13 protein-coding genes are annotated in these 12628 nt (G+C 60.2%); 7 read left to right on the forward strand and 6 right to left on the reverse strand.

Annotated features, from left to right (window positions below; all coding sequences use genetic code 11):
- Nucleotides 1–170: 170 nt before the first annotated feature.
- The gene (locus tag ABE456_RS01165; RefSeq protein ID WP_346642339.1) at nucleotides 171–1085 is read right to left on the reverse strand and encodes a LysR family transcriptional regulator; all 915 of its coding nucleotides are present in this window, start codon (nucleotides 1083–1085) and stop codon (nucleotides 171–173) included.
- A 93-nt stretch (nucleotides 1086–1178) separates the two neighbouring features.
- Between ABE456_RS01165 and ABE456_RS01170 the strand changes: the two genes are divergently transcribed.
- The 7 genes from ABE456_RS01170 to ABE456_RS01200 all read left to right on the forward strand — a co-directional run bounded on the left by ABE456_RS01170 (nucleotide 1179) and on the right by ABE456_RS01200 (nucleotide 7006).
- Nucleotides 1179–2126 carry a ketopantoate reductase family protein gene (locus tag ABE456_RS01170; protein WP_346642340.1) on the forward strand — a complete coding sequence of 316 codons (948 nt, stop codon included), beginning with the start codon at nucleotides 1179–1181 and terminating at the stop codon, nucleotides 2124–2126.
- Nucleotides 2123–2521 (forward strand): VOC family protein, encoded by a 399-nt coding sequence (locus ABE456_RS01175; RefSeq protein ID WP_346642341.1) that lies wholly within the window; start codon nucleotides 2123–2125, stop codon nucleotides 2519–2521. The genes ABE456_RS01170 and ABE456_RS01175 overlap by 4 nt, the downstream gene beginning before the upstream one ends.
- Entirely contained in the window at nucleotides 2518–2973 is a 456-nt protein-coding gene (locus tag ABE456_RS01180) for a MaoC family dehydratase (RefSeq protein WP_346642342.1), read from the forward strand. Before ABE456_RS01175 ends, ABE456_RS01180 begins: the two co-directional genes overlap by 4 nt.
- The gene (locus tag ABE456_RS01185) at nucleotides 2970–4202 is read left to right on the forward strand and encodes a CoA transferase (RefSeq protein ID WP_346642343.1); all 1233 of its coding nucleotides are present in this window, start codon (nucleotides 2970–2972) and stop codon (nucleotides 4200–4202) included. Before ABE456_RS01180 ends, ABE456_RS01185 begins: the two co-directional genes overlap by 4 nt.
- Nucleotides 4199–5017: a shikimate dehydrogenase gene (aroE, locus tag ABE456_RS01190; protein ID WP_346642344.1), complete on the forward strand. Its 819-nt coding sequence runs from the start codon at nucleotides 4199–4201 to the stop codon at nucleotides 5015–5017. Before ABE456_RS01185 ends, aroE begins: the two co-directional genes overlap by 4 nt.
- Before the next feature lie 3 nt (nucleotides 5018–5020).
- The gene (gene aroQ, locus ABE456_RS01195) at nucleotides 5021–5458 is read left to right on the forward strand and encodes a type II 3-dehydroquinate dehydratase (RefSeq protein WP_346642345.1); all 438 of its coding nucleotides are present in this window, start codon (nucleotides 5021–5023) and stop codon (nucleotides 5456–5458) included.
- Nucleotides 5459–5593: 135 nt separating this feature from the next.
- Nucleotides 5594–7006, forward strand: coding sequence for an MFS transporter (locus ABE456_RS01200; protein WP_346642346.1), 1413 nt, complete (start codon nucleotides 5594–5596; stop codon nucleotides 7004–7006).
- A gap of 514 nt (nucleotides 7007–7520) precedes the next feature.
- Here ABE456_RS01200 and ABE456_RS01205 read toward each other — a convergent pair.
- From ABE456_RS01205 to ABE456_RS01225, 5 genes are all read right to left on the reverse strand, one after another.
- Nucleotides 7521–8732 carry a M24 family metallopeptidase gene (locus ABE456_RS01205; protein WP_346642347.1) on the reverse strand — a complete coding sequence of 404 codons (1212 nt, stop codon included), beginning with the start codon at nucleotides 8730–8732 and terminating at the stop codon, nucleotides 7521–7523.
- Nucleotides 8733–9127: 395 nt separating this feature from the next.
- The gene (locus tag ABE456_RS01210) at nucleotides 9128–9691 is read right to left on the reverse strand and encodes a hypothetical protein (protein WP_346642348.1); all 564 of its coding nucleotides are present in this window, start codon (nucleotides 9689–9691) and stop codon (nucleotides 9128–9130) included.
- 91 nt (nucleotides 9692–9782) lie between these two features.
- The gene (locus ABE456_RS01215) at nucleotides 9783–10871 is read right to left on the reverse strand and encodes an ABC transporter ATP-binding protein (protein ID WP_346642349.1); all 1089 of its coding nucleotides are present in this window, start codon (nucleotides 10869–10871) and stop codon (nucleotides 9783–9785) included.
- Between the two features lie 28 nt (nucleotides 10872–10899).
- The gene (locus ABE456_RS01220; protein WP_346642350.1) at nucleotides 10900–11709 is read right to left on the reverse strand and encodes an ABC transporter permease; all 810 of its coding nucleotides are present in this window, start codon (nucleotides 11707–11709) and stop codon (nucleotides 10900–10902) included.
- Nucleotides 11706–12626, reverse strand: coding sequence for an ABC transporter permease (locus ABE456_RS01225; RefSeq protein WP_346642351.1), 921 nt, complete (start codon nucleotides 12624–12626; stop codon nucleotides 11706–11708). Before ABE456_RS01225 ends, ABE456_RS01220 begins: the two co-directional genes overlap by 4 nt.
- Nucleotides 12627–12628: the final 2 nt, after the last annotated feature.

Here is a 12628-nt window from a genome sequence, read left to right on the forward strand (position 1 = left end):
CAACTGACCCAGCATTCACGCAGGAGCGCGATTTTTAAGTTGTTTCTCAATCAGCCGGAGTCCGCTTGGCGTTTTCACACAACCTGGACCCAAAGCCGCCCTTCGCGATGATAGGCTTGTGGCCAGAGCGGACGGCTTGAATCACATTTCCTATCTAAGTCCAAACTACATCATGATTGGCTTGCTGAATGGAACAATCCACGAATGACTTCCCTCAACCACCGATTCCCACTGTCCTGATGATATCGGGCATGCCAATGCTGTTTGACGGTGAACCCCTCTACTTCAAACGGGCAGTCATGCACCCTTAGCCCATGCATGTCAGCCAGTGTCTGCCCGATATGCCGCGGCAAGGTGGCCAGCAGATCCGTCGTCCCGATTATCATCCCCAACCCGAGAAACGCCGGCAGCTCCAGCATGATCCGCCGTTGGATCCCGGCGCGCGCCAAACCTGCCTCCAGCAGCTTCTGCCCAGTGCCGAAACTAATCTGCACATGCCCCTCGGCGCGGTAGCGCGTTAAGCTCATGCCCTTGCTTAGGCGCGGATGCAGCGGGTTGCTCAGGCACACCCAGTCCTGCTCGAACAGCACCTGCTGGTACATCCCCCCACCCAACCAGGGCACAAAGCCAATTGCCAGGTCCGCTTCGCCCGACTCCAGTGCGCTCTCGGTATTGCCATCGATCCGCGCCGCCTCCAAGCGGATGCCCGGCGCATGGCTGCGCAGGTGGTTGAGGATGTTCGGCAGCAAGGTGATATGGCTGGCGTCACTCACACATAGGCGAAAACGCCGCTGCGCCGTGGCTGCCATGAACTGTGGCTCCCATGCCGTTAGCCTGCGCAATGATTCCAGCACCTCGCGGCATGGTCCGATCAGTTGATCGGCCCGTGGCGTAGGGGCCATGCCCCCAGGCGTGCGCACGAACAACGGGTCGTTCAACTGCTCGCGCAGGCGCGCCAGCCAGATGCTGATGGTCGGCTGGCTCTGCCCCAGCTGCTCGGCCGCGCGGGTCACGCTGCGGCAGTGGTACAGCACGTCGAACAGTTGCAGCAGCTTGGGTTCGGGCAGAGCCTCCAGGGCATTCATTATTGCGAATCTCAATAGTCGTATTGAAGTCATTGTATAGCCCAAATAACCCCCACTGCATAAGGTAGTCGCAAACCACAGGAGGTCTGCGACGTGAAAATCTGCATTCTGGGCGCCGGTGCCCTGGGCTGCGCCATTGGTGCGGCCCTAAGCGAGGCGGGGCATGAAACCTGGCTGTTGAACCGCGGCCGTGCGCACGTTGAGGCGATGAACCTGCACGGGCTGCGAGTGCACGACGAACGAGGTGAGCGGCAGGTGTCGGTCAACGCTGCTATCGAAGCCGAAGATGTCGGCGTGGCCGACCTAGTGGTGGTGCTGGTGAAGTCGTTCCACACCGCCGAGGCCATCGCCGGTGCCGCCGCGCTGATCGGGCCGCAGACGCTGGTGCTGTCGCTGCAGAATGGCCTCGGCCACGAGGACATCCTGGCCGACGCCGTTGGTCGTGAGCGGGTGCTGGCCGGCAAGACCTATGTCGGTGGCGTGCTGCTGGAGCCGGGTTCGATCCGCGCTGGGGTAGCCGGCAAACAGACCTTCATCGGTGAGCTGGATGGCCAGCTGTCACCGCGCGTGCAGGCCATCGCCGAAGTCTTCAACGGCGCCGGATTGGCCACCACGGTCAGCGACAACATTCTCGGCACCATGTGGGACAAGTTGCTGGTCAACGTCGCCACCGGCGCGCTAAGCGGCATCACCATGCTCAGCTATGGCCAGCTGTACAGCGAGCCGCTGCTGGAAAGTACCGCCAAGGCCGCCGTGGCCGAAGCCATCGCCGTGGCCGAGCGCGCTGGCATCCGCCTCAGTCTGAGTAGTCCTGATGCCGCCTGGACGTTGGCCGCTGAAGGCCTGCCGGCGAGCTTCCGCACCTCGATGCTGCAGAGCCTGGAAAAGGGCTCGATCACCGAAATCGACTTCATCAACGGCTCCGTCGTGCGCTGGGGCCAGCGCCATGGCGTGGCCACACCGGTCAACGCGACCCTGGTGGCCTGCATCAAGGGCATCGAACGCGCCATGGCCGATCACCAGAAGAGGGAAAACCCATGAGCCAGCCAAAAGCCTACCTCGAACACGTCGCGTTCTGGGTGCAAGACATCCAGTGGCATATCCGCTTTTTCAGCGAGGTATGCGGCATGACCATGCGCGAAGTACAGGGTGACATCGAACAACCAGCGCAGTATTGGACCCTCGGCGGCCTGCAGTTCATCCACCAGCCGGACTTCGCCGGGCCTGAAGGGCGCATGGCGCATCTGGGCATCATGTGCGAGGACTTGGAAGCGGCGCTGGCCGCCGCCCAGCGCTTCGGCGTCAGCGAGATGCCCCAAGGTCGCAACTGGCTGCGTCTGCCCGATGGCCTGGCGGTCGAGTTCATCCAGGCGCTGCCGGCGAAATGCGTAGCCAAGGCACTGGCCATCGACCCGCGTGCGGAGGTGCAGGCATGAGCGTGATTGAAAAGTACTGGGACGATGCCTGCGAAGGCGACGAATGCATCAGCCCGACTTACACCGTGACCCGCGAACGCATCCTGGCTTATGCCGACCTCACCGGCGACCACACCCCGGTGCATGTCGACGAGGCCTACGCCAACGCCAGCCACTTTGGCTGCTTGGTCGCCCATGGCCTGTTCGGCTTGTCGATCGCCGATGGCCTGAAAACCCAGTGCGAGTACCGCTTCCTGCCGGGCATGTCGCTGGGCTGGACCTGGGACTTCGTGCTGCCGATTAAAGTCAACGACGTGCTCCATGTGCGCATGCGCGTTGGCGCGATGCGCCCGAGCAATAGCCGGCCGGGCTGGGGCATCGTGGTGCTGCCATCGGAACTGATCAACCAGCACGGCGACGTCGTGCAGCGTGGCGAGCACCGGCTGATGGTGCCGCGGAGGGTAGAAGCATGAGCCAGGTACTGCCATTGGCGGGTATCCGCGTCATCGACTACAGCCACTTCCTCGCCGGGCCTTATGTGGGGCGCTGTCTGGCGGCGCTGGGTGCCGAGGTGATCAAGGTCGAACGGCCAGGCAGCGGTGATGCTGGTCGCCAGCATGCGTTCACCCTGGACGACCAGCAGAGTGGCTATTTCCTGCAGCTGAACATGGGCAAGCAGGGCGTCAGCGTCAACATGAAGGACCCGCGCGGCAAGGCGTTCATGCAGCGCCTGACCGATTCGGCCGACGTATTCATCGAGAACTACCGCCCAGGCGCGCTGGACAAGCTGGGCCTAGGCTACGCCGAGCTATCGGCTCGCAATCCGCGTCTGGTGTACTGCTCGATTTCCGCCTACGGCCATACCGGGCCGGACGCCCACCGCGCCGGCTTCGGCCTGATCGCCGAGGCCAAGAGCGGCATCATGCAGATGGTTGGCGTGCCGGGCGAAGCGCCGCCGCTGCTGCGCATTTCACTAGGTGACATGTACACCGGCATTCACGCGGTGGCAGCGATCAATGCCGCGCTACTCGGCCGCGTGAGCAGTGGCCGTGGTCAGCACATCGACATGGCCCTGTACGACACCCTGGTGTCGATGCACGAATACGCGGTGCAGTGCTACACCCTGTCCGGCGGCACCGTGCTGCCCCAGCAGACCGGCCACGACATGCCCACCTCGACCCTGTACGGCGTGTTCCGCGCCGCCGACGGCGACCTGGTGATAGCTGCCCAGGTCGACGATGCCTGGCAGCGCTTCGCCGCCATGCTCGAAGCCAAGGGCGGCCCGCCCGGGTTCGGCAGCGACCGCCGCTACCACAACCTCAACGGCCGCAACGCCCATCGCGAGGCGATCCTGGCGGTGGTCCGTGACTGGGTTGGCGCTCGCCGGGTGGCCGACATCCTCGCGCTGCTCGATGGCATCGACATACCCAGTGCGAAGGTGCAGCGCATTGACGAGGTGCTGGCCGACCCGCAGATCCAGGCGCGCAACATGGTCATCGAACAGCAGCACCCGCGCTACGGCACCTTGCGCCTGGCCAACCTGCCGTTCCGCTTTTCCGACTGCGACACCACCATCCACCAGGTGGCCCCGGACCTCGGTCAGCACAATGCCGAAGTCGCTGCCGGGCTTGGCTTCAGCCCTGAAGAAATCACTGCCATGCAGGCAGACGGTGTGCTGTTTACTCATGGAGATGCGCGATGAACGACCACTACGCAGTGATCGGCCGGCCGATCAACCACACCAAGTCCCCTTTGATTCACGGCCTGTTCGCCGAGGCCAGCGGCCAGACGCTGAAGTATGGCGCCATCGAAGGCATGCTTGATGATTTCGAGACCCAGGTGCTGCGTTTCCGTCGTGACGGCGGGCTGGGTATGAACATCACCGCCCCGTTCAAGTTGCGCGCCTTCGAACTGGCTGATCGGCGCAGCGAGCGGGCTCAATTGGCACGGGCGGCCAATGCACTAAAGTTTGAGGATGGTCGTATCTTTGCGGAAAACTTCGATGGCATCGGTTTGTTGCGGGACATCGAAGAAAATCTCGACGAACCTCTGCGCAACACGCGTGTGCTCATGCTCGGTGCTGGCGGCGCGGTACGTGGTGCGTTGCTGCCGTTTCTGCAGGCCGGACCTCGCGAGTTGGTGATTGCCAACCGCGATATGGCCAAGGCAATAACGTTACGCAACGAACTGAATCACCCACGGCTGCGCATCAGTCGTTACGAAGAACTGGAAGGCCTCGGTTTCGACATCGTTGTCAACGCTACCTCCGCCAGCCTGACGGGTGAACTACCGCCGCTACCTGATGGCGTGCTGGCCGAGACGCGCCTGGCGTATGAGCTGGCCTATGGCAAAGGCCTGACGCCATTTCTGCGTATGGCGCAAGCGCAAGGTGTGGCGCGCCTGGCCGACGGCGTCGGCATGTTGGTCGAGCAGGCGGCTGAAGCTTTCGCCTGGTGGCGAGGGATACGGCCTGAAACGCGTACCGTGATTGATCGACTGACCATTCCTCTGGAGTAAGCCATGGTCGCCAATATCCTGATGCTGCACGGCATTAACCACAACATGTTCGGCAAGCGAGACCCTCGCCAATACGGCACGGCAACCCTCAGCGATATCGATCAGGCCTTGCAATCGCTGGGTGAAGAACTGGGAGCCCGGGTCGAAAGCTTCCAAACCAACTTCGAAGGCTCCATGTGCGAGCGCATCCACCAAGCCTATGAAGATAGGGTGGATGCCGTGCTGATCAATGCTGGAGCATGGACGCACTACAGCTACGGTATTCGTGACGCACTGTCCATCGTCGAAGTGCCGGTGGTTGAAGTGCATATGTCGAATGTCCATGCCAGGGAGCCGTTCCGTCATCACTCGGTGTTTGCCGACGTCGTGCGCGGGCAGATCTGCGGGTTTGGTGTCGAGACTTACTTGTTGGCGCTGCGTGCGGCGATGAAGATGATCTGAAGGCTCATCTCTAACCTTTCGGAGTTAGCTGACCCCGCGAATCAGGCGCAGAAAGCGTGACACTGCTTTGCCTGTATTCGCGGGGCAACCCGCGCGCTCATTGAAGACCCTCCACTGTCAGAAGGACTTGTAACCTTGGCCAATCCTGCAGTCACCCATAACACCCGCCAAGCCACCTGGATCGCCTTGCTGGTCGCCGTCACCTTCTTCATGGAAAACCTCGACGCCACCGTCATCGCAACCGCGCTGCCGCAGATGGCCCGTGACTTCGCCGAGAACCCGGTCAGCTTGAATATCGGCATCAGTGCTTACCTGCTGGCGGTGGCTGTATTCATTCCGCTAAGCGGCTGGGTGGCTGACCGCTTCGGTGCTCGGCAGGTGTTCGCCGGGGCCATCGGCCTGTTTACCTTTGCCTCGTGGCTCTGTGGCCTGGCCCCAAGTCTGGAAACCTTCGTTGTCGCACGCGTGTTGCAGGGCATCGGTGGCGCGCTGATGGTGCCGGTCGGACGCCTGGTGGTACTGCGCACGACTGAAAAGCAGGACTTAGTGAAGATGCTCGCGGTGATCACCTGGCCAGGACTAGTAGCGCCGGTGCTCGGCCCACCGATTGGCGGCCTGATCGTTACTCATCTTTCCTGGCCATGGATCTTCTACCTGAACATCCCGCTTGGCGTGCTGGCCATCGCGGCAGCATGGTGGTTGATACCCAACACACGCGCAAGCAAGGCACGGCGCTTCGACCTGCTCGGTTTTGTTTTCCTCGCCTCGGCCTGCGCGGCGTGGCTATTGGGTTTGGAGATGCTTGGCTCGCTCTCGGGCGGCAACCTCAACGCGGGGGCGGTGTTGGTTGCCGTGGGAGCACTGCTGACCTGGCTGTCGATCCGTCATTGTCAGCGCCACGCCTCGCCGCTGCTACCGTTGGCTACCCTGAACATTGCCACGTTCCGGGCTAGCATCGTCGGCGGCACGCTGTTCCGTCTGTCGATCAGCGCTTTACCGTTCCTGATCCCGCTCTTACTGCAGATTGGTTTTGGCCTGTCGCCGGTAGATGCCGGGCTGCTGGTGCTGGCTATCTTCGCCGGCAACCTCGCGATGAAACCTTTCACCACCGGGCTGCTGCGCCGTCATGGCTTTCGTCGCGTGCTGCTGGTCAATGGCTTGATCGGCGTCGGTTGCATTCTCGCTTGCTTGCTCTTGCAGCGAGACATGCCGTGGTACTGGATGGCTCTGGTGCTGTTCATTGGCGGGCTGTCTCGTTCGATGCAGTTCACTACCTATAACGCCGTCGGTTTCGCCGAAGTGCCAAAGGTACAGATGGGCGAGGCGTCGACGCTGTTCAGCATGTTCTTCCAACTGGCGATGGCGCTCGGCGTTGCGATTGCGGCTCTACTGATGAGGGTGTCGATGTTGGTGCGGGGGGGCGAAAGCGAGATGACGATGGGTGACTTTCACTGGGCGCTTGTCGGTATCGCCCTGATTGCTTGCGTCGCGTTGGTCGATGCTGTCCGCCTGCCTAGTAATGCAGGTGAGCAGGTATTGCGTACTTAGCTGCGTTGGGGTCATGGCCACGTCATGACCCCCGGGGTCACAGGTGTTGGAAGCGGATTCCATTGAACCACTAACGGCCTCAGCGAATGGCAGCTCTGGGGCGATAGCTGCCGTTGGGACAAACGGCCCCATACGCATGCAGCCCCCTCCTTCCGGCGACCCTGCCATGGAGGTGCACTGACGTCCAGTTTGTGCCCCCCCCCTTGAGAGCTATCAGGAATCGCCATTCTCGATCGTGCATCCTGCTGGGGGTATCGAGGGTATTTCTGGGGGTACATTTTTGCTTTTCAACGCCAGAAATTCCGACCTAGAGCCTTGTCCAAATGTTTTTTGGCGAGATCCCCCCGCCGATAGCGCGGCTATCAGTACGAAGATCGTACGTTCCGCGCCCGCTTTCCTGGCTAAGTAAGGCGCCACGGGGGCAAAATCGCCCAAGCAAAGTACTGGCAAGATGGTAAACGTACTGGTGGCGGCATGAGAAAAGCCGCACAGGTTCTCTGTGCGGCTTGTGCAGTTAGTTCTTGATGATGTTGTGTTCCGGGCCGTATGGGAACTTGGTGATGTTCTCGCTGCCGTGTTCATTGACGATCAGGATGTCATGCTCGCGATAGCCACCAGCACCCGGCAGGCCCTCGGGCAGCATGATCATCGGCTCAATCGAGACCACCATGCCTGGCTCGAGTACGGTGTCGATGTCTTCGCGCAACTCAAGGCCCGCCTCGCGGCCGTAGTAGTGGCTCAGCGTACCGAACGAGTGGCCGTAACCGAAGGTGCGGTATTGCAGCAGGTCGTGCTCCAGGAAGATCTCGTTCAACTGCAGGGCGATCTCGCTGCAGCGCATGCCAGGCTTGACCAGTTTCAGGCCAGCTTCATGCACCTTGACGTTGACTTCCCACAGGCGCAGGTGCTCATCGGAGCAGTGGTCCAGGAACAGTGTCCGCTCCAGCGCGGTGTAGTAACCCGCAATCATCGGGAAGCAGTTGAGGCTGAGGATGTCGCCCTTGTTGACCTTACGCGACGTCACTGGGTTGTGGGCGCCGTCGGTGTTGATACCCGACTGGAACCAGGTCCAAGTGTCCATCAGCTCGGAGTCAGGGTAAGTGCGGGCGATTTCACGCACCATCGCCTGGGTAGCGTGCAGCGCCACTTCGTACTCAGGCACCTGATCACGCAGGGCCTCGACGACCGCCGCACCACCGATGTCGGCAACCCGGGCACCCTGACGGATGATCGCGTGTTCTTCAGCCGACTTGATCATGCGCATGCGCATGCATGGCGCGGCGATGTCCACCAGCTCGGCGTGCGGATAACGGCTGGCCAGTTTTTCGCGGTTCATCAGGTTCAGGTGGTCGAACTCGATGCCGATACGCCCAGCCTTGGGCAGTGCCTGCTGAATCGCGACGAAGTAGTTATCGCGCTGCCAGTCGGTGTAGATGATGTTGTCGGTACCGACCGTACGGCGCCATGGCTGACCACCATCGATGTTGGCGCTGATCGACACCACGCCTTCCTGCGTGACAACCAGTGCATAGGGACGGCCGAACGAGCAGTACAGGAAGTCGCTGTAGTAGTTGATGTTGTGGTAGGAAGTGAAGACCGCAGCATCGATATTGTTTTGTGCAAGGTAAGTGCGCAACGTGGACTGACGGTTGGCATATTCCTGTTGCGAGAACGTCGGTTTAACTTTTTCGCCATTCTTGATCTGGATGGTTTTTGGCATTTGCATGTCTTCTATTCCTTGGTAGTGAGCAGCAGAGAGGCCCAGTTATCGGTGCCACTGGTGATCATTCGACCAGATTAATCGCGTGCTTTTTTGCGCGAATCCGACCCGTAAGTGATCAGATCCGTCGCCGTGCAAACTAGGTCAAGAGCAATGAAGGCGAAGCAAACCCGCACTGATTTCAATCAGGTGCATTCTGAAAAAGCGTCTTGGCTGCAGGGTACTCGCCACACTTTCCCTCCCGTGCGAGAAGAACCTTTTTTTGGACGGTATAGGCGATGGCAGGCAGAGAACTAGTTGCACTGTGGGCAGGGTCTATGCGCAGTATTGAACCCTGCTGAGCGGGTCAGTCGCAGTCGCGCCCAGCGCAGGCGCACTTCCGGATAACGGATGGCGAGGATTCAGTGTGGGCAGTGCACGAACAAGCGTTCAAGAACGGGCCGGGAAACCCCGATCAGTGCTGCCAGTTCGCTGAGCCCATGTAGGCGGGATGTCAACGGCGTGATCAACGCCAGGGTCTTCTGGACTTGTTCCAAAATGCTACCCGGCGCATGCACATACCGGATATGACCGGCAGGCAGGTCCGCCTGATCATCAACGGCGGGCAACAACCGCGTCACCTGCGCCGCCGCACTGCGCATCATCGGGCTCGATACATAGTGGCGCAGTTGTGGGGAGCCTGTGCGTGGCGGTATTTCATTGCCGAGGCAGAGAATCAGTACATCCAGCGGTTTTGCCTGGTTCAGTTCCACAGTGGCTGTGGCAATGCCGTTGCTAGCCTTCAACGGCCGGCCTGCAAGGCTGAGGATCTGCCACTCGCACACATCGCACCGGGCAAATTCATTGGCAACGCGCAACGCCTCCAACGCGGCGGCCAACGCGTAGAAATCGAACCCTTCGCTCAACAAAAAGCCAATGCGCACGGCGCTAGTCAGTCGCTGGCCGACTTCAGTCAATTGCTGCATGTACTGCCTCCTACTCCACCCACGCAGCGTCTACTGCGAATACCACGATTGTCCCTGTAGTTGCTTGGCCAGACGTGCCAAATTTCGACCCCTAATTGCCACGCAAAATCAGGGCTCGCGCATCAGCCCATCCAGCATGAACGGTCTGGCCGGCCTTCAACTCAAGCGCGTGGTAGTCCGTGCTCGGTCTCTGTACCTGCAATTCCAGGCCATCGCGGGTTTCCAGGTAGACGTTGACCATCGAGCCGTTGAACTCTTCACCCACGACCGTGCCAGACAACCGGCTATCGGCTGTCGGTTGCGTGGTCAGGTTGATATTTTCGGCACCGATGCAAACCGTTACCTTCTCACCTAACGCAACCGTTCGGCCTTCGGGCAAGCGTGCCCGGAAGCGACCATAGGGCGAGTCGATTTGGAGCAGCCCTGTATCGACGAAACCGAGCACGACCCCCGCGAATATGTTCTTGCCGCCGACAAACTCGGCGACAAAACTATTGTGTGGTTCCAGAAAGATATGCTTCGGTGAACCGATCTGCTCGACGCGACCGCGGCTCATGATCACCACCCGGTCAGCCATGGCAAAGGCTTCCGATTGGCTGTGAGTGACGTACACAAAGGTGATACCTAGGTCCTTCTGCAAACCGGTCAGTACCGCCTGCATGCGAACACTCAAGCGCGCATCGAGCGCGCTGAGCGGTTCATCCAGCAGCAGGATCGACGGTTCGGTGACCAGCGAACGAGCCAAGGCCACGCGTTGCCGTTGCCCGCCAGAAAGCATGCTGATATCCCGCGTAGCAAACTCCCCCAGATCAAGCCGCTCCAGCCATTGCAATGCTTTCTTGCGCCGCGCGGCCTTGGCCATACCCCGCATCCGCAAGCCGAATTCAACGTTTTCCACCACGTTCAGAAAGGGGAACAACGCCAGGTTTTGCCACACCAGCGGCGTGTCCCGCTGCCACGAGTAGAGGTCGTTGATGCGCTGGCCGTTCAAGCGAATCTCGCCAGAGCTTGGCTTGTCGAGCCCGGCCAGCATGCGCAGCGTAGTGGTTTTACCACAGCCGCTGGAGCCCATGATCGCAACGAATTCACCCTTGTATATTTCCAGGTTCATCGGTTCGACAGCCACGAAGCTGCCGAAATGTTTGACCACGTTGTCGAATACCACTAACGGTTGAGTCATGTTCGAGTCCTGCATGGGCATGGAGGGTTCAGCTGCGTTTGCCGTCAGCGGGCTTTTCCTGCCGGCTCATCAGCAAGATCTGCGCGATGGTTGTGAGCGTGATCGTCGTGATGAAAACGATCGTGCCGATAGCGTTGATGGTCGGGCTCACTTGGCCTTGCAAGGTATTGAGAATGCGCACCGGCACCGTCTCGTTGAGCCCCGAGACGAACCAGGCAACTGCGAACTCGTCAAACGAAACCGCCATGGTCACGAACAATGCGGCGAAAATGCTCGGCGCCGTGAACGGCAGGATCACGAAGCGCATAGCGTGCCACTGGCTGGCGCCGAGATTCCAGGCAGCGGCCTCCAGTTGTGGGTCCATCTGCGCCAGGCGCATGCGAATCACCGCCATCGCGAAGGGCGAACACATCACAATGTGGCTGATCATGACGGCATGGAGCTCACCGGACAGGCCGACCCGCGACAAGAACGCCAGCATCGCCAAGCCAAGGATCACCACGGGGATGGTCGGTGGCAAAAGCGCCAGCGCCATGTAGACCGACTTGCCGAAAAAGTGGTAACGGAAGTCTGTATAAGCCGCAGTAAAACCGAGCAACGTAGAAACCAGCGATACCACCACCCCGACGAACAGGCTGTTCTTGAAGGCTTGCCACACTTGCAGGTCTGTTGCGATCGCCTCGTACCAGCGCAAACTGAACCCACCCAGCGGCAAAGATGGGAAACGGTCGACGTTGAAGGAGAACACGAAGCTGCCAATGATCGGCGTGAGGATGAACAGGAAGACCAGAGCGACAAAGCTGCGCAGCATGAAGTTGATGACACGATGCTCGTTCATGCGCGCCTCCTGTAAGCGTAGCGAACCATCAGGAACGCCACCGTGAGCAAGGTCACGATCATCGTCGTGGCAATCACCGCCGCACGCGGCCATTGCTGCCCTGATTTGGTGGTGTCGGTAATGAGCGTGCTCAAGGTCGGCGGCTGGCCACCGCCGAGGTAAAGCGGGCTGACAAAATCGCCGAAGGTCATGATGAAACAGAACAGCGCCGCCACCACGATGCCAACCCGCGCCGACGGTATGATCACCAGAAACACCGTGCGCACACGGCCTGCGCGTAAGTTGTGCGCCGCCTCGATCAAGGTTCGGTCGATATACATCAGGCTGAACAACTGCAACAACACCACCAGCGGCAAACACAGGGTGAAGTAACCCACGTAACTTCCGAAGGCTGTATTGAGCATGGGCAATGGCCCTATCCCCAGCAGTGCCAGCGCGCTATTGAGCAAGCCTTGATCGCTGAGGAAGACTTGCCAGGAATACGTGCGGACCAGGTAGCTGGTGAAAAACGGTGTAATCAACAGCAAGATCAGCCACTGCCTGGTTGCCGCACGAAACTTGAATGCAATGGCGTAAGCGCACGGGAACGCCACGACACTGATCAGGACGCAGGCACCTGCTGCCATGGCCCACGTGTGAAAGTAGGCATCCCAGAAGAACCCGCAGCTGAACATGTAGCTCCAGTTCAGGCTTTCGAATGTAGGTTGCATGCGAAAGTTACGGACCAGCCAGAAGCTGATGGTCACCAAGAATACCAACGGGAATACAAAGAACACCCACTGCCAGATCAGTATCGGTAAAGAAAAACTCAACCCATACCAGGGCAGGCGAACGTTTCGCCTGCCTGGACGAGAAGCGCGCGTGCCGGTGGGTTGCTCATGGGCGGGCAGCGGGGGCGATACCTTGTTCGTGATCATTG

This window comes from Pseudomonas sp. TWI929 (assembly GCF_039673335.1).
Lineage (GTDB): Bacteria > Pseudomonadota > Gammaproteobacteria > Pseudomonadales > Pseudomonadaceae > Aquipseudomonas.